The organism is Micromonospora salmantinae, assembly GCF_022230905.1.
In the GTDB taxonomy this organism is placed as follows: Bacteria; Actinomycetota; Actinomycetes; order Mycobacteriales; family Micromonosporaceae; genus Micromonospora; species Micromonospora salmantinae.
Window position 1 is genome coordinate 42,350 of sequence record NZ_JAKKFG010000010.1, and the last position, 16,342, is coordinate 58,691.

The 16,342-nt window shown below is 72.3% G+C and carries 15 protein-coding genes; 9 read left to right on the forward strand and 6 right to left on the reverse strand.

What is annotated here, in order from left to right; genetic code table 11:
* Positions 1 to 17 precede the first annotated feature (17 nt).
* The 4 genes from PSH03_RS08145 to PSH03_RS08160 are packed head-to-tail and all read right to left on the reverse strand — an operon-like array spanning position 18 to position 5,078.
* A complete protein-coding gene (locus PSH03_RS08145) occupies positions 18 to 2,090 on the reverse strand; it encodes a penicillin acylase family protein (protein ID WP_238688726.1) in 2,073 nt (690 codons plus the stop codon).
* Complete coding sequence (locus tag PSH03_RS08150; RefSeq protein WP_238688727.1) at positions 2,087 to 2,911, reverse strand: ABC transporter ATP-binding protein; 825 nt, start codon at positions 2,909 to 2,911, stop codon at positions 2,087 to 2,089. The genes PSH03_RS08145 and PSH03_RS08150 overlap by 4 nt, the downstream gene beginning before the upstream one ends.
* A gap of 29 nt (positions 2,912 to 2,940) precedes the next feature.
* A complete protein-coding gene (locus tag PSH03_RS08155; protein WP_238688728.1) occupies positions 2,941 to 3,969 on the reverse strand; it encodes a FecCD family ABC transporter permease in 1,029 nt (342 codons plus the stop codon).
* The gene (locus PSH03_RS08160; RefSeq protein WP_372494716.1) at positions 3,966 to 5,078 is read right to left on the reverse strand and encodes a FecCD family ABC transporter permease; all 1,113 of its coding nucleotides are present in this window, start codon (positions 5,076 to 5,078) and stop codon (positions 3,966 to 3,968) included. Before PSH03_RS08160 ends, PSH03_RS08155 begins: the two co-directional genes overlap by 4 nt.
* A 73-nt stretch (positions 5,079 to 5,151) precedes the next feature.
* Between PSH03_RS08160 and PSH03_RS08165 the strand changes: the two genes are divergently transcribed.
* The 7 genes from PSH03_RS08165 (at position 5,152) to PSH03_RS08195 (ending at position 13,023) form a co-directional block, all read left to right on the forward strand.
* Entirely contained in the window at positions 5,152 to 6,183 is a 1,032-nt protein-coding gene (locus PSH03_RS08165) for an ABC transporter substrate-binding protein (protein WP_238688729.1), read from the forward strand.
* A 4-nt stretch (positions 6,184 to 6,187) separates the two neighbouring features.
* Positions 6,188 to 7,048 (forward strand): siderophore-interacting protein, encoded by an 861-nt coding sequence (locus tag PSH03_RS08170; protein ID WP_238688730.1) that lies wholly within the window; start codon positions 6,188 to 6,190, stop codon positions 7,046 to 7,048.
* Positions 7,049 to 7,146: 98 nt separating this feature from the next.
* The gene (locus tag PSH03_RS08175) at positions 7,147 to 8,685 is read left to right on the forward strand and encodes a pyridoxal phosphate-dependent decarboxylase family protein (protein WP_238688731.1); all 1,539 of its coding nucleotides are present in this window, start codon (positions 7,147 to 7,149) and stop codon (positions 8,683 to 8,685) included.
* Positions 8,686 to 8,747: 62 nt separating this feature from the next.
* Entirely contained in the window at positions 8,748 to 10,025 is a 1,278-nt protein-coding gene (locus PSH03_RS08180) for a lysine N(6)-hydroxylase/L-ornithine N(5)-oxygenase family protein (RefSeq protein WP_238688816.1), read from the forward strand.
* Positions 10,022 to 10,630: a GNAT family N-acetyltransferase gene (locus PSH03_RS08185; protein WP_238688732.1), complete on the forward strand. Its 609-nt coding sequence runs from the start codon at positions 10,022 to 10,024 to the stop codon at positions 10,628 to 10,630. Before PSH03_RS08180 ends, PSH03_RS08185 begins: the two co-directional genes overlap by 4 nt.
* Positions 10,627 to 12,474 carry an IucA/IucC family protein gene (locus tag PSH03_RS08190; protein ID WP_238688733.1) on the forward strand — a complete coding sequence of 616 codons (1,848 nt, stop codon included), beginning with the start codon at positions 10,627 to 10,629 and terminating at the stop codon, positions 12,472 to 12,474. The genes PSH03_RS08185 and PSH03_RS08190 overlap by 4 nt, the downstream gene beginning before the upstream one ends.
* 48 nt (positions 12,475 to 12,522) lie before the next feature.
* Positions 12,523 to 13,023 (forward strand): anthrone oxygenase family protein, encoded by a 501-nt coding sequence (locus PSH03_RS08195; protein ID WP_238688734.1) that lies wholly within the window; start codon positions 12,523 to 12,525, stop codon positions 13,021 to 13,023.
* A 38-nt stretch (positions 13,024 to 13,061) separates the two neighbouring features.
* Here the strand turns inward: PSH03_RS08195 and PSH03_RS08200 are convergent, their stop codons facing one another.
* Complete coding sequence (locus PSH03_RS08200) at positions 13,062 to 13,535, reverse strand: MarR family winged helix-turn-helix transcriptional regulator (RefSeq protein WP_238688735.1); 474 nt, start codon at positions 13,533 to 13,535, stop codon at positions 13,062 to 13,064.
* 137 nt (positions 13,536 to 13,672) lie between these two features.
* Here PSH03_RS08200 and PSH03_RS08205 point away from each other — a divergent pair, with 137 nt between their 5' ends.
* The gene (locus PSH03_RS08205) at positions 13,673 to 14,233 is read left to right on the forward strand and encodes an NADPH-dependent FMN reductase (RefSeq protein ID WP_238688736.1); all 561 of its coding nucleotides are present in this window, start codon (positions 13,673 to 13,675) and stop codon (positions 14,231 to 14,233) included.
* Between the two features lie 166 nt (positions 14,234 to 14,399).
* Positions 14,400 to 15,680, forward strand: a complete 1,281-nt coding sequence (locus PSH03_RS08210; protein ID WP_238688737.1) for an MFS transporter — start codon at positions 14,400 to 14,402, stop codon at positions 15,678 to 15,680.
* A 160-nt stretch (positions 15,681 to 15,840) separates the two neighbouring features.
* On the opposite strand, the gene PSH03_RS08215 is transcribed toward PSH03_RS08210, so the two are convergent.
* Complete coding sequence (locus tag PSH03_RS08215) at positions 15,841 to 16,326, reverse strand: GNAT family N-acetyltransferase (protein ID WP_210782222.1); 486 nt, start codon at positions 16,324 to 16,326, stop codon at positions 15,841 to 15,843.
* Positions 16,327 to 16,342: the final 16 nt, after the last annotated feature.

Here is a 16,342-nt window from a genome sequence, read left to right on the forward strand (position 1 = left end):
AGCGGCGGCCGGTGCCGTCAGTGGAGTTCCTCGGCGAGCCGGTCCCACTCCGTGACGACCGGCAGCAGGTCCCCGGCCAGCCAGGCGGCGCTCTGGTCGTCGTGGTGCGGGTCGCCGGGCACCCCGCAGGCGCCCAGGGGGACCACCCAGCGGCTGTCCGAGCGGCGGGCCAGGTCCCAGACGAAGCGCGCCGCCGGCCCCCGGAAGCACCAGTGGGTGACCCCGGGAACGCTGGAGGTGGCCAACACGCAGTCGTGGTCACCGTCGAGCCGGGGGCCGGGCCCGGTGTCCGGCCCGGGCAGGGCCCGCCACGGCGCCAGCCGGTGCAGGTCCCCCCAGGGCACCTGCCCGGCCGCCGCGTCGGCGACCTCCTCGGCCGCCTCGCGTACCAGCGCGGTGATGTCCACACCGGGCAGCGGGGTCGCGCCGAGCAGGTGCTCCAGCGCGTGACCGACGCGCGGCGTCAGCGCCAGCCAGGGCGCGAACACCTCGGGGTACGCGGGCGACTCGGCCAGCGCCGCCAACGCCGGGTGGGCGGCCATCCGGCGTACGACAGCCGCCCGCAGGATGGCGTAGGTCGCCGCGTCAGTGCTGTCGGCGGCCATCCGGCGATCCCAGCGCAGCAGTCGTTCACGCAGCGCGGCGGCGGCCGGACCGAGCCCCGTCGACTCGGCGAGGACCGTCAGCAGCGGCCCGGCCGCGCCCAGGTACGTGTCGGTGTGCACCGAGGCCATCTCGTCGGCCGTCCAGGCCGAACGGGCGTCGAGCAGCTCGGCGATGCGATGCGCCCGGTGCGGTGGGGCGAACTCCACCCCGAGTGGCGCCGCCAGCCCGCGCTCGTTGGCCATCACCGACCGACCGATCACCTCGGCGCGGGGCATCGGCGCGTGCCAGCCCTGCCAGGCGTACTCGGCGTCCCATCCGGGGACCACCCGCCGGCCGTTCTCCGGGTGCCGTACCGGCACCGCCCCGGCGACCCGGTGCAACAGCCCTCCGGCGGTGTCCGCCGCCTGCACCACGTTGACCGGCTCCACCCAGTGCCGCAGCGCGTGGTCCACATCGGCCACGGTGCGGGCGCGCAGCAGCTCCGGCAGCGTCGCGAAACCGAGGTCACCCCGGACCCGGGGCGGGTAGCGCAGGCTGACGGCGGTCTCGTCGTCCGGCCCGCCGGCGATCACCGGACCACGATCGGTCTCCACCACCTCGACCTCGACCGGGTCGGCCCCGGCCACCTCGATCGTCTCGACGTGGCGGTGCGCCGATCGCCAGCCGTCCGGGCCGAGCGCCTGCACCCGGGGGCCGTCGCGGCGCAGCCGCTCCGCGTACACGTCCTGGTAGTCGGCCATCGCGTTGGTGATCGCCCAGGCCACCGGACCGGTGTGCCCGAAGTGCGCGATGCCCGGCACACCCGGCACCGCCAACCCGAGCACGTCGTACTCCGGGCAGGCCAGCCGGATCTGCTGGTAGACGCCGGGATCCTCGATGAACCGGTGCGGATCACCGGCGAGCAGCGCGGCCCCGGTGCCGGTGCGCTCGGCGGCGAGCAGCCACCCGTTGCTGCCGGCCACGGCCGGCCCGTCGGTGGCGAACAGGTCGACCGCGTCCGGCCCGAGCCGCTGCGCCACGTGCTCGCGCCAGAGCTTGCCGGGGAACCCGGCGAACAGGATGTGGTGGCCCAGCCAGATTGCGAGCGGCGTCCACGGCTCCCACCGACCCGGTCGCAGCCCGGTGGCGGCGAACTCCGGTGACCGGGCCGCCCCGGCGGCGAGAGCGGCGTTGACGCCGTCCACGTAGGCGCCCACCCACTCGGCGGTCGCCGGGTCCAGTGCCGCGTGGCAGCGGCGTGCGGTGTCGTCGAGCCGGACCTGCCGGACGAACCGGTCCCAGTCGAGCGCGTCGGGGCCGAGGAACGCCGCGCTGGTGCCTTGGGCGCGGTGCCGTTCCACCTCGATCTGCCAGGCCCGGTCGTACGCGGTCACCCGGCCCTGCGCCGCCGCCAGCGCGATCGGGTCGTCGGCCCGCAGGTGCGGAACCCCCCACGGGTCGCGGAAACGCCGCTCGCCGTTGGCTCGCTCGCTCTGCTCGCTCACGCCGGCTCCGGGGCCAGTGTGGTGGCGCGGCGTCGGGCCGCGGGGACGACCAGCGGGGTGCCGGTCTCCGGGTCGTCGATCACCCGGCAGGGCAGCCCGAACACCTCCGCCACCAGGTCGGCGGTGACCACCGACGCCGGCTCCCCGGCGGCCACCACTCGCCCGTCGCGCATGGCGATCAGGTGGGTGGCGTAGCGGGCCGCGTGGTTCAGGTCGTGCAGCACCGCGACAAGGGTGCGGCCCTGCTCCTCGTGCAACCGGGCGCAGAGGTCCAGGATCTCGATCTGGTGGGCGATGTCGAGGTACGTGGTCGGCTCGTCGAGCAGCAGCAGGGGCGTCTGCTGGGCCAGCGCCATGGCGATCCAGACCCGCTGCCGCTGCCCGCCGGACAGCTCGTCCACCGCCCGGTCGGCGAGGTCGTCGACCCCGGTCGCGGCCATCGACTCCTCGACCACCCGCTCGTCCTCGCGGGACCACTGCCGCAGCAGCCCCTGGTGGGGGTAGCGACCCCGGGCGACCAACTCGGCGACGCTGATGCCGTCCGGTGCGATCGACGACTGCGGCAGCAGGCCGAGCGTACGGGCCACCTTACGGGCCGGCAGATCGTGAATGTCCCGTCCGTCCAGCAGCACCGCACCGGCGCTGGGGCGCAGCATCCGGGACAGGGCGCGCAGCAGCGTCGACTTGCCGCACGCGTTCGGGCCGATGATCACCGTGAAGGACCTGTCGGGCACCGCCACTGTCAGGTTCTCGGCAATGGTGCGCTGGTCGTAGGCGAGGGTCAGCGCGGCGCCGCCGAGTCGGGAATCGCCGGGTCGCATGGGTGCTCCTTCGAGGGCGTCACGGGTGTTCACAGCCGGCCCGCCCGACGTTCCATCGCCAGCAGCCAGACCAGGTAACCGCCGCCGATCACGCCGGTCACCACGCCGACCGGGAGTTGGTGCCCGGCGAACGCGCGCTGCGCAACCAGGTCGGCCCCGACCAGCAGCGCCGCGCCGACGGCCATCGACGGCAGCAGGTTCGGACCCGGGGCCCGGGTCAGTCGTTTCGCCACGTGCGGGGCGACGAGCGCCACGAACGACACCGGCCCGGCGGCGGCCGCCGCGAACGAGACCAACAGCACGGCGGCAGCGAGCAGCACCAGCCGCAGCCGGCGTACCGGCACGCCCAGGGCGCTGGCCGCGTCGTCGCCCAACTCCATCATCCGCAGCGCCGGGGCGCAGCCGACGAGCACCAGCGGCGCCAACACGACCAGGACGGCGAGCAGCGGCCCGGCGTTGGCCCAGCCTCGCCCGTCCAGGCTGCCGGTGAGCCAGAGGACCGCGCGGGCGGCTTCCATCAGGGGCGCCCGGGTCAGCAGGTAGCCGTTGACACCGGTCAGGATCGCGGACACCCCGATACCGACCAGGATGAGCCGGAAGCCGTGCACCCCGCGCCGCCAGGCGAGCGTGTAGATCACCAGACCGGTGCCGAGACCACCGACGACCGCCGCGCCGGCCAACGCCAGGCTGCTGCCACCGAGGACGACCACCACCAGCGCCCCGGTCGACGCGCCCTGGGTGAAGCCCAGGATGTCCGGGCTGCCCAACGGGTTGCGGACCAGCGACTGGAACACCGTGCCGGCGAGAGCCAACGCCGCACCGACCAACAGGGCGGTGACCAGCCGGGGCAGGCGCAGCTCGAGCACGATGAACTGCTCCGCCACGGTGCCACCGCCGGTCAACGTGCGCAGCACGTCCGCCGGCCCCATCGGGTAGTCACCACTGCCCAGGGCCACCAGACCGAACCCGGCCGCGAGCACCGCCGCGCCGGCCCCGACGCCCAACGCGCGGGGCCGAAACCGCAGCGACAACCCCCATGAAGTACGCAGAACAGTCACGGCTGAGCCACCGGTCGGCGGGTGACCAGCCACAGGAAGAGCGGACCGCCCAGCACTGCGGTCACCATGCCGACCTGGAGTTCACCGGGGCGGCCCAGCACCCGGCCGAGCACGTCGGCGCCGAGCAGCAACGCGGGCGAGAGCACCGCGCAGTACGGCAGCAGCCAGCGCAGGTCCGGGCCGGTCAGGGCGCGGACCAGGTGCGGCACCAGCAGCCCGACGAAGACGATCGGGCCGCACGCGGCGGTCGCCGCGCCGCAGAGCAGGGTGACGGCGACGATCACGGCGGCGCGGATCAGCGCGGGTCGAGCGCCCAGGGCTCGCGCCGCGTCGTCGCCGAGCGCCAGCGCGTTCAGCGGTCGGGCGGCACCGAGCGCGACCAGCAACCCGATGAGGATGAACGGCAGCACCCGGGTGACTGTCGCGGAGTCCGCGCTGGCCAGTGAGCCGACCGTCCAGAAACGCAGCCGCTCCAGCGACGCGGTGTCCAGCAGCATCACCGCGCTCACGTAGGAGTAGAGGGTGGCGTTGAGCGCCGCCCCGGCCAGCGCGAGTCGGGCCGGGGTGGCGCCGCGTCCGCCGCCGACGGCGTAGACGAGCGCGGTCACCGCCGCCGCGCCGAGCAGCGCGAACCAGACGTACCCGCCGACGGCGGTGACGCCCAGGAACGCGGCGGCGGTGGCGACGGCCGCGGACGCGCCGGCGTTGATGCCGAGCAGCCCGGGGTCGGCGAGTGGGTTGCGGGTGAGGGCCTGCATGACCGCACCGGCCACACCGAGGGCGGTGCCGGCGAGCAGCCCGAGCAGGGTGCGGGGCAGGCGCATCCGGTGCACCACGGCGTACTCGGTGGCGTCGCGGTGCAGTAGTCCGGACCAGACGTCGGCGAGCGGCATGGCCTTCGCGCCGACCGCGATGCTGAGCACCACGATCACCGCGAGCAGTGCCACGGCGGTGACCAGGCCGGCGGCGCGGGCCGCCCGGCGGCCACGCCGGCTCGGGGGTGCTGCCGTTTGCCTGGCCGGCACGGGCGGTGCCGGTCGGGTGACGGTGGGTGTGGCGTCCAGTGTGGGCTCCGGGGTGGTGGCGACACGGCGTACCGCTGTTGACAATGACCGAGGTTAGGCTAACCTAACCCCGCTGCCCTGGTCGACCCCGGCCAACCCTTGATCGAAAGACAACACCATGCCCGATGCCCTGTCCGCCCGCCGCCTCTCCCGCCGTGGCCTGCTGGCCGCCGGTGGCGCTGCCACCCTGGCCACCCTGCTCGCCGCCTGCGGCAAGGACGACGCCGCGAAACCCGCCGCCGGCAACGGAAGCGGTCCCTGGTCGTTCACCGACGACCGCGGCACGAACGTCGAGGCGCCGGCCCGTCCGACTCGCGTGGTGGCCTTCACCGGCGTGGCGGCGGCCCTGATCGATTTCGGTCTCGACAAGCAGCTCGTGGGCGTGTTCGGTGAGACCAAGCGCGCCGACGGCACGGCCGAGCCGCAGGCCGGCGACCTGAACGTCGAGGGCGTCGAGATCCTCGGCAACGTGTGGGGCGAGTTCAGCCTGGAGAAGTACGCGGCGCTGCGCCCCGAACTGCTGGTCACCCACATGTACGACCCCGACGCGCTCTGGTACGTGCCGGACGAGAGCAAGGCCAAGATCCTCCCGCTGGCGCCCAGTGTGGCGATCACCACCGCCCGGGTGCCGATGACCAAGCCCATCGAGCGGTACGCGGCGCTGGCCGAGTCGCTCGGCGCGGACCTGTCCGCGAAGAAGGTCACCGACGCAAAGGCCCGCTTCGACGCCGCCGCCGAGGCGGTCCGGCAGGCGGTCAAGGCCAACCCCGGGATCAAGGTGATGGCCTGCTCCGGCAGCCCCGACCTCTTCTACGTCTCCAACCCGAAGGTCAGCACCGACCTGATGTACTTCGCCGAGCTGGGCGTCGACATCGTGGTCCCCACCAAGCTCGAAGCCGGCGACTACTTCGAGGCGCTGAGCTGGGAGAGCGCCGGCAAGTTCCCGGCCGACCTGATCCTGCTGGACAACCGCAGCACCGCCTTGCAGGCCAAGGACCTCACCGCCAAGCCGACCTGGCAGCAACTGCCGGCGGTCAAGGCCAACCAGGTGAGCCCGTGGGACGCGGTACCCCGCTTCTCGTACGCCGGCTCCGCGCCGCTGCTGGAGAACCTCGCCACCGCCATCCGGAACGCGAAGAAGGTCAGCTGACGCCATGAGTACGAGCGCCGCCGCACCGATCGCCTCGCAGTACCGCTTCTACGCCGCGCACGTCGTCCGCACCCACCGGGTCGGCGCCTCGCTGATCCGGGTCACCTTCGGTGGCGCGGAGCTGGCCGACTTCGCCGGCGGCGGCCGGGACCAGAGCGTCTCGCTGTTCCTGCCGCATCCCGGGCAGCACGCCCCGGTGGTCCCGGTCGAGCAGGGCGAGGACTGGTTCGGCGGCTGGCGGGCACTGCCGGCGGACGTGCGCGCGGTGCTGCGCTCGTACACCATCCGGGAGCACCGCCCGGCCGACACCGCTGTCGACATCGACTTCGTCAGCCACGGTGACACCGGCCCCGCCTCCCGCTGGGCGGCCCTGGCCGGCCCCGGCGACCGGGTGTTGCTGCTGGGCCCGGCGGTGCCCGACAACCGCAGCGTCTGCTTCCGCCCGCCGGACGGCACGGACCTCGTGCTGCTCGCCGCCGACGAGACCGCGCTGCCGGCCACCGAGGGCATCCTGGCCTGGCTGCCCGCCGGCACCCGGGTGCGCGCCTGGATCGAGGTGCCCGACGCCGCGGACATCACCGACCTGCCCACCGCTGCCGACGCCGAGATCAGGTGGATCGTGCGGGGCAGCACACCGCCCGGCAGTGACCTGCTGGTCAGCTCCGTTCGCGCCGCCCGGCTCCCCACCGGCGGCACCCCGTACGCCTGGATCGCCGGCGAGTCCGGCGTCGTGCGGGCGCTGCGCCGGCACCTCGTCGACGAGCGCGGCTTCGACCGCCGGAGGGTGACCTTCGCCGGCTACTGGCGACACGGACTGTCCGAAGAGGACCTGCGAGCCGAGGCGCTGGCCGGCGCCTCCGCCTGACTGACGACCCCAACCGATCGGCAGCACTGCCCCGAGGCGCACCGCCGCGCCGGGGAGGGTTTCGGCTGCCCCTCGTCGAGAACGTGGAAGGACATTCCGTGACCGTGCCGACGTACCCCGTCGAGACCACCACGCCGCCACCGGCGTCAACCGCCGCGCGGGCCCAGCTGCTGCACGGCGGCTCGGTCGAGCAGTACCGCCGGACGATCGCCGACGGCGTCGACCGGGTCGCCCGTCGGGTGGCCACAGTGGACCGTCCCGGCACCGGAATCACGCCGGCCGAGCTGGCCCCAGTGGTCGACCGGGTCGACCTGGACCGTCCGCTCGGCGACGCCGGCGCTGCCCTCGACGAGCTGGAGAATGTCTACCTGCGCGACGCCGTCTGGTTCCACCATCCCCGCTACCTGGCCCACCTCAACTGCCCGGTGGCCATCCCGGCACTGCTCGGTGAGGCGGTGCTCACCGCCGTGAACTCCTCAATGGACACCTGGGACCAGAGCGCCGGGGCCACCCTCATCGAGCGCCGGCTGATCGACTGGACGGCCGAGCGGATCGGTCTCGGCCCCCGCGCCGACGGCATCTTCACCAGCGGCGGCAGCCAGTCCAACCTGCAGGCGCTGCTGCTGGCCCGGGAGGAGGCGTGCGTCGACGCCATCGGCCCGGCAGAGCGCGCCGAACTGCTGCCCCGGTTGCGCGTGCTCACCTCCGCCGCCGGTCACTTCAGCGTGCAGAAATCGGCCAAACTGCTCGGCCTCGCCCCGGACGCGGTGATCGCGGTTCCCACCGACGCCCGGCGCCGGATCCGGCCGGCCGCCGTCCGCGAGGAGATCGCCCGGTGCCGGCAGGCCGGGCTGGTGGTGATGGCCGTCGTCGGCACCGCCGGCACCACCGACTTCGGCTCGATCGACCCGCTCACGGACCTGGCCGGGATCTGCGCGGCAGCCGGCGTGTGGCTGCACGTCGACGCCGCGTACGGCTGCGGTCTGCTCGTCTCGCCGACGCGCCGGCACCTGCTCGACGGCATCGAGCGGGCCGATTCGGTGACCGTGGACTTCCACAAGTCGTTCTTCCAGCCGGTCAGCTCCAGCGCGCTGCTGGTCCGCGACCGGCTGACGCTGCGGCACGTCACCTACCACGCCGACTACCTCAACCCGGCCCGGATGGTGGAGCAGCGCATCCCCAACCAGGTCGACAAGAGCTTGCAGACCACCCGCCGTTTCGACGCGCTGAAGCTCTGGCTCACCCTGCGGGTGATGGGCCCGGACGCGCTCGGCGGGCTCTTCGACGAGGTCGTCGATCGGGCCGCGGACGCCTGGCGACTGGTCAGCGAGGACCCGCGCTTCGAGGTGGTGACGCGCTCGGAGCTGAGCACCGTGGTGTTCCGCTACCTGCCCACCGGCCCCGGCCGGGAGTTGGCCGACGCCGCCAACCTGCACGCCCGGGAGGCCCTCGCGGCGTCCGGTCTCGCCGTGGTCGCCGGGACCCGGGTGGACGGCCGGCATTTCCTGAAGTTCACGCTGCTCAACCCGGAAACCACAGTCGACGACGTCGGGTACGTCCTCGACCTGATCGCCACCCAGGCCGGCCGGTACGTGCACGACCACGTCGACGCCGACCTGACCTGCACCGTCGGCTGACGCCGATGAGCCTGCCCCGTCGGCTGACGCCGGTGACCACGAACCCGCGCCTGGAGACCCCGATGTCCACCCACGACTTCATCGCCATCGGGTTGGGCCCGTACAACCTGGGCCTGGCCTGCCTCACCGCGCCGATCGACGAACTCGACGGGGTGTTCCTGGAGGCCCGGCCGAGCCTCGCCTGGCACCCCGGCATGCTGCTGGAGTCGGCCCGGTTGCAGACCCCGTTCATCGCCGATCTGGTCAGCCTCGCCGACCCGACGTCGCCGTACTCCTTCCTCAACTACCTCAAGGAGATCGGCCGGCTCTACCCGTTCTACATCCGGGAGAGCTTCTACCCACTGCGCAGCGAGTACGACGCGTACTGCCGGTGGGCGGCGGCGAAACTGCCGAACCTGCGCTTCGGTCAGAGCGTGACCACTGTGGAGTACGACGCCGCCGACGAGCGGTACGTGGTGCGGGCCAGCACCGGCACGGGGGAGACCGTGGAGTACCGGGCCCGGCATTTGGTGCTCGGCACCGGCACCCCGCCGCACCTGCCCCCGGCCGTGGCCGACCTGCCCGGCGACGCCGTGCACAACTCCCACTACCTGGAGCACCGCTCGGCGCTGCGCACCAAGCACAGCATCACAGTGGTGGGCAGCGGGCAGAGCGCCGCCGAGATCTACCACGACCTGCTCGGCGACATCGACCGGTACGGCTACCAGCTCAACTGGGTGACCCGGTCGCCGCGGTTCTTCCCCCTCGAATACACCAAGCTGACGCTGGAGATGACCTCACCGGACTACGTGGACTACTTCCACGCGCTGCCCGAGGCGACCCGCTACCGGCTGGAGTCCGAGCAGAAGGGCCTGTTCAAGGGGATCAACGCCGACCTGATCAACGACATCTTCGACCTGCTCTACGCGCACAGCGTGGACGGGCCGGTGAACACCCGCCTGCTCACCAACACCGAGCTGGTCAGCGCCGAGCACCAGGACGGGCAGTACACGCTGGGGTTGCGTCAGGTGGAGCAGGAGCGCGACTTCGCCCTGCGTACGGAGGGGTTGGTGCTGGCCACCGGCTACCACTACCGGGTGCCGGAGTTCCTCACGCCGGTGTCAGACCGGATCCGCTGGGACGCGCACGGCCGCTTCGACGTGGCCCGCAACTACAGCATCGACCACAGCGGGCGGGGCATCTTCCTGCAGAACGCGGGCACCCACACGCACAGCATCACCTCACCGGATCTGGGCATGGGTGCCTACCGCAACTCCTGGATCATCAGCGAGCTGCTCGGCCGGGAGCACTACCCGATCGAGAAGAGCATCACCTTCCAGCAGTTCGGGGTGTCGTCGTGACCACCGTCTTCACCCACGTCGACGAGGGGCTCGGTGAATTCGCGCTGCGGCCGCTCGATCCGGCCGCCGACGCGGCGCCGCTGCACGCCTGGGTGACCCACCCGAAGGCGGCGTTCTGGATGATGCAGGACGCCGACCTGGCCCAGGTGACCGAGGAGTACCGGCGCATCGCCGAGCACCCGCACCACGACGCGTTCCTCGGCCTGTGGCGGGGGAGTCCCGCCTTCCTCGCGGAGCGCTACGACCCGGCCCACGTCGAACTGGTCGGCCTGTACGACCACCAGCCCGGTGACGTGGGCATGCACTTCCTCTGCGCGCCGGTCGACGCGCCAGTGCACGGCTTCACCCGGGCGGTGATCGGCACCGTCATGGCGTGGCTCTTCGACGACCCGACGACCAGGCGCGTGGTCGTCGAACCGGACGTGCGCAACACCGCCGTGCACGCGCTGAACGCCGCCGTCGGCTTCACCGTCGTCGGCCCGATCGCCAAGCCCGAGAAGGACGCGCTGCTCAGCGTCTGCACCCGAGCCCAGTTCCAGGCCGCTGCCGACCGCGCCACCGCCGACCGCGCCGTTGCCACCCGAACCGAAGGAGCCCCGGCGTGACCAGCACCGCCGTCCCCACCCACCCGCCCGTCGCCACCGCACACAACGCCTCCGGCGACCCGGTCGGGCACCTCACCCCGCAGCGCTGGGCGCGGGCCAACCGGCTGCTGGTCCGCAAGGCGCTCGCCGAGTTCACCCACGAGCGGCTGCTCGACCCGGAGACCGTGGCCGGCCCCGACGACCGGCAGTGGTACGAGGTCCGCAGCGACGACGGCATCGTCACCTACCGGTTCGCGGCACGGGTGCTCGCCCTGGCGCACTGGCAGATCGACGCGGACAGCATCACCCGACACCGCGACGGCACCTCGCTGGCCCCGGACGCGGTGGACTTCATCGTCGAGCTGCGCGACACCCTCGGGCTCTCCGCGCGGGTGCTCCCGGTCTACCTGGAGGAGATCACCTCGACGCTGGCGGGTACGGCGTACAAGCTGGCCCAGGCCGCGCCGAGCGCCGCCGAGCTGGCCGAGGCGGACTTCCAGACCATCGAGACCTCGATGACCGAGGGCCATCCCTGCTTCGTGGCGAACAACGGCCGGCTCGGCTTCGGCGTCGACGAGTACCACCGGTACGCCCCGGAGGCCGCCGCGCCGGTGCGGCTGGAGTGGCTGGCCGCGCACCGGGACCACTCGACGTTCAGCAGCGCCGCCGACCTCGACTACGACACGCTCATCGAGAGCGAGCTGGACGCCGATACCCGGGCCCGGTTCGCGGCATCGATGGCCGATCTCGGGCTGGACCTCGCCGACTACCACCTGATCCCGGCGCACCCGTGGCAGTGGTGGAACAAGCTGGCGGTCACCTTCGCCGGGGAGTTGGCCGAGCGGCGACTGGTGCATCTCGGCCCCGGGCCGGACGTGTACCTCGCCCAGCAGTCCATCCGCACCTTCTTCAACGTCAGCCAGCCGGGTCGGCACTACGTCAAGACCGCGCTGTCGGTGCTGAACATGGGCTTCATGCGGGGGCTGTCGGCCGCGTACATGGAGGCCACCCCGGCGATCAACGACTGGCTGGCCGAGCTGATCGCCGCCGACGAGGTGCTGACCGGCACCGGCCTGACCGTGATCCGGGAGCGGGCCGCTGTGGGTTACCGGCACCGGCAGTACGAGGCGGCGACCGAGCGCACCTCCCCGTACCGCAAGATGTTGGCCGCCCTCTGGCGGGAGAGCCCGGTGCCCGAGTTGGCGCCGGGGCAGCGACTGTCCACCATGGCCGCGCTGCTGCACGTCGACGACGAGGGCGGCTCACTGGCGGCGGCGCTGATCGCCCGGTCCGGCCTGGCGCCCGAGGTGTGGCTGCGTCGCTACCTGGACGCCTACCTGACCCCGCTGCTGCACAGCTTCTACGCCCACGACCTCGCCTTCATGCCGCATGGCGAGAACGTCATCCTGGTCCTCGACGAGCAGGACACCGTCCAGCGGGTGATCTTCAAGGACATCGCCGAGGAGATCGCGGTGATGAGCGACAAGGTCGAGCTGCCGGCGGCGGTGGAGCGGATCCGCGTCGAGGTGCCCGACGACACCAAGCTGCTGACCATCTTCACCGACGTGGTGGACTGCTTCCTGCGGCACCTCAACGCCGTCCTGGTCGAGGCCGGCGTGCTCGCCGAGGACGACTTCTGGCGCACTGTCGCGGCCTGCGCCGCCGACTACTTCGACCGGGTGCCGCACCTGGCCGAGCGGGTCCGCCACTACGACCTGTTCGCCCCGGAGTTCACGCTGTCCTGCCTCAACCGGCTGCAACTGCGCAACAACCAGCAAATGATCGACCTGGCCGACCCGTCGGCGGCGCTCCAGTTCGTCGGCACCCTCACCAACCCGCTCGCCGCCCACGCTCCGGCCCGGTGACCGCTATCGCGTTTGGTCGGCGCGCACGCCAACGGGTGCAATAGGCGGATGGGAGTTCTGAGTACCGCCAGCCTGTTCGTCGCCACCCTCACCACCGGCCTGACCGCCGGGCTGTTCGCCGCCTTCGCGTACGCGGTCATGCCGGGTCTGGCCCGCACCGACGACCGGACGTTGGTGCTCGCCATGCGGCGGATCAACGAGTCGATCCTCAACGGGTGGTTCGCTGTGTGCTTCGGCGGCGCGCTGCTGTTCACGCTGCTGGCGGCGGCGCTGCACCTGGGGGCCGAGCGTCGGGCGGTGCTGCCGTGGATCGTCGCCGGGCTGGTGCTGTACCTGGTGGTGCTCGGCGTCACCGCCGTGGTCAACGTGCCGCTCAACAACGTGCTGGCCCGCGCCGGCGACGTCGACGACGCCACCGACCTCGCGGCGCTGCGGGCGCGCTTCGAGGTCACCTGGGTACGCGGCAACGTGGTCCGCGCCGTCGCGTCGACCGGCGCCTTCGGGTTGCTGGCGTGGGCGCTGGTCGCCGAGGGCCGGCTGCTCGGCTGAGACCGGATGGGCGAGCGACCGACCGGGCCGGCGTCGGCTCAGTCGGTCGGCTCTGCCGTGCCGGCCCGCTGGAACGCGCGGGCCAACTGGGCGAGGTCGAAGCCCTCGAAGTGCTGGAGGAACCGGCGGCGTACGGCGGCCAGGTGACTGGGCCAGGCTTCCTGCAGGCGGGCGTAGCCCGCTTCGGTGAGGACGGCGTTCCAGCCGCGCGCGTCCTCCTCGCACCGTTCCCGCCGGACCAGGCCCTGCGTCTCCAGCCGGATGATCGTGCGGGTCATGCCGCTCAGCGAGAGGTGGCAGAGCGCGGCGAGCTCGTTCATGCGCATCCGCCGCTCCGGTGTCTCGGAGAGGTTCATCAGCGCGGTGTACTCGGTGAGCGGTAGCTGACGGTCACCGACCATGTCCGCGTCGATCGCGCGGGGCAGGACGTGCATCACCTGGCCCAGGGCGCGGACCAGGGATTCCTCATCTGGGGTGAGGGGTTGCGGAGTCGCCGCGGAGGGGTTGGACATCCCCTTATCATACTTGTTTGACTGAGCAAGTGCCCACCCTCCGTGTGATCACGCCCATAGGTCGCATATTTGCTTGACCAATCAAGCGCCGGTTAGCGTTCCCGTCGTCAGGCAAGGACCTCTGAAAGGCGCCACACATGACCAGGATCGGGATCATCCTCGGAAGCACCCGCCCGGGGCGTAACGGCGAGGCCGTCGCCCGCTGGGTGCTGGAGATCGCCAAGCAGCGCTCCGACGCGGAATACGAGCTGATCGACCTGCTCGACTACCAACTGCCGCACCTCGACGAGGCGTACCCGCCCTCCATGGGCCAGTACAGCCAGCCGCACACCAAGCGGTGGGCCGAGACGATCGCATCGTTCGACGGGTTCGTCATCGTCACCCCCGAGTACAACCACTCGACCTCGGGCGCCCTGAAGAACGCGATCGACTTCCTCTACGCCGAGTGGAACAACAAGGCCGTCGGCTTCGTCAGCTACGGCTCGGTCGGCGGGACGCGCGCCGTGGAGCACCTGCGCCTGATCTCCGGTGAGCTCCAGATGGCCGACGTGCGCTCGCAGGTCGCGCTGTCGCTCTTCACCGACTTCGAGAACTTCAGCGTCTTCACGCCCAACCAGTTCCACCAGGACTCGCTGACCACCACGCTCGACCAGGTGGTCGCCTGGAGCACGGCGCTCGCTCCGCTGCGCAAGGGCTGAGCGTTTCGCGCCTTTCGGAAACGGCCGTGGGGGATCCCACGGCCGTTTCCGGGCGTTCAGGCACGCTCTGCGCCGGCGAACAGATCCAGCGAGAGCTGCCACCGGCGCGCTGATGGCAGCAATCCACGGCCAACGTCGGAGGGGCGCGTTCACTAACCTTGGCGCGATGAGCCGATCCACCGCCGCTGGTCGGGCTCCGCTCTGGCGGGACCGGACCTTCGGCACGTACTGGGTGGCCCAGTCGCTCTCGGCGGCCGGCGACTCGTTCGCCTACCTGGCGGTGCCGCTGCTGGTGCTCCAGGCGACCGGGTCGGTGGCGCGGATGGGCCTGCTCACCGCCGTCGCGGGCGCGGCGTCCGTCGTCGCCGGGATCTTCGGTGGGGTGCTGGTCGACAGGTACGACCGCCGCACCCTGATGATCGTGGCGGATCTGACCCGGCTGGTGCTCTACGCCCTGGTGCCACTGGCGTGGCTCGCCGGCCCGCAGGTCTGGCTGCTCTTCGTCGTGCTGCCGATCTGCGAGGCGGCCGGCATGCTGTTCCAGGTCGCCGCGGTGACCGCGGTCCGCAACCTCGTGGCCTCCGACCGGATCACCGAGGCCAACGGCCGGTTGCAGGCGACGTACGCGGCGGCGGCCGTCCTCGGGCCGCTGCTCGCCGGTGTGGTGGCGGCGCGCTTCGGCCCGGCCACCGCCATCGCCGTCAACGCGGCGAGCTTCGCGCTCTCGGCGGCCGGCCTGTGGCTGATCCGACTGCGCCCCGTCACGACGGACGAGGGGGTGGCCCGGCAACGTCCGCTGGCCGAGTTCCTGGCCGGGGCGCGGTTCCTGTGGCGACAGCCCGTGCTGCGCGCGCTGACCGTCCTGCTGTCGGTCTTCATCTTCCTCACCTACGGCTTCGTCGACGTGCTGATCTACCACGTCACGCACGACCTCGGTGGCTCCGAGGGCGCCGTCGGTACGGTGCTCGGCCTGGCGGCGTTGGGCACTGTCGCCGGCGCGCTGCTGGTGGCGCCGCTGCGCCGCCGTTGCGGCTTCGGCCCCACCTGGATCGGCGCGCACGCGATCTGCGGTTTCGCCGTGGCAGGGGTCGGCATCGCCACCACGGTGCCCGCCGTCACCACGCTGACCGCCGTGTACCTGTGCTGTCTCAGCGTCGGCGGGATCTGTTCGATGTCCCTGCGCCAGGAGATCACCCCCGATCACCTGCTGGGCCGGGTTACGTCGGCGTTCTGGAGCACGCACTACGCCCTCGGTCCGGCCGGCGCTGTCGTGCTGACCTGGGCCGCCGGCCGCTACGGTGCTCCGGCGGTCACGCTCGCGGCGGGCGCGGGGTGCCTGTTGGTCGCGGTCGGCGCCCTCTTCACCCCGATCCGCCGAGCCGGCGCGGAGCCGGCCGCCGGGCAGCCCGGACTGCGCCCGGCCCCGGCCGGCGGCACCGTTGGTTGAGACGCTATGGAGCTGATGTCGTAAACGATTCAGGCTGCGGGGAGGCTCCAAGCGGTGGGGAAGGTGCGGACGGCCCGGCCAGCGGTCGATTCGTTTGTGACATCAACTCCAAAGGCGCCGACCACCACTGTGGCCTCCTGGGCGAGCGGAGCGGGCGCGGTCAGAACTCCTGGTACATCACGTGCAGGCCGACCCGGCCGAGGGTGGGGTGACGGAACGCGCCCGGCACGGTGCCGATCACCGCGAATCCCTCCCGCAGGTACAGCCGCACCGCAGACGTGTTGCTCTCCGCCACCGCGTTGAACTGCATGCCGGCGTACCCCTGCCGGCGGGCCCAAGTCAGGGCGTCACGGCACAGCGCGGTGCCCACGCCGCGGCCCCGCGCGTCGGCGGCGACCATGAAGCTGGCGGTGGACACGTGCGCGCCCGGCCCGGGCCGGTTGGGGCCCATCTTGGCGGTGCCGAGCACCCGCTCGCCGTCGACCGCCACGACGGTCCGCCCCGGCGCCGCCTCGACCCACGTGCCGTACGACTGCTCGGCCGTCATCGCCGGGTCGTAGGGGAACGTCTCCTGTGCCCGGATCACCTCCTCGATGATCGGCCACACCTGCGACCAGTCCCGGTCGACGAACTCCCGAATCAGCACCCGGGGAGGTTAGGCC

Coding starts and splice junctions, on each gene's coding strand:
- PSH03_RS08150 (WP_238688727.1), bottom strand. CDS start 2,911: ATGCGACCCGGCGATTCCCGACTCGGCGGCGCCGCGCTGACCCTCGCC.
- PSH03_RS08165 (WP_238688729.1), top strand. CDS start 5,152: ATGCCCGATGCCCTGTCCGCCCGCCGCCTCTCCCGCCGTGGCCTGCTG.
- PSH03_RS08170 (WP_238688730.1), top strand. CDS start 6,188: ATGAGTACGAGCGCCGCCGCACCGATCGCCTCGCAGTACCGCTTCTAC.
- PSH03_RS08180 (WP_238688816.1), top strand. CDS start 8,748: ATGTCCACCCACGACTTCATCGCCATCGGGTTGGGCCCGTACAACCTG.
- PSH03_RS08195 (WP_238688734.1), top strand. CDS start 12,523: ATGGGAGTTCTGAGTACCGCCAGCCTGTTCGTCGCCACCCTCACCACC.
- PSH03_RS08200 (WP_238688735.1), bottom strand. CDS start 13,535: ATGTCCAACCCCTCCGCGGCGACTCCGCAACCCCTCACCCCAGATGAG.
- PSH03_RS08205 (WP_238688736.1), top strand. CDS start 13,673: ATGACCAGGATCGGGATCATCCTCGGAAGCACCCGCCCGGGGCGTAAC.
- PSH03_RS08210 (WP_238688737.1), top strand. CDS start 14,400: ATGAGCCGATCCACCGCCGCTGGTCGGGCTCCGCTCTGGCGGGACCGG.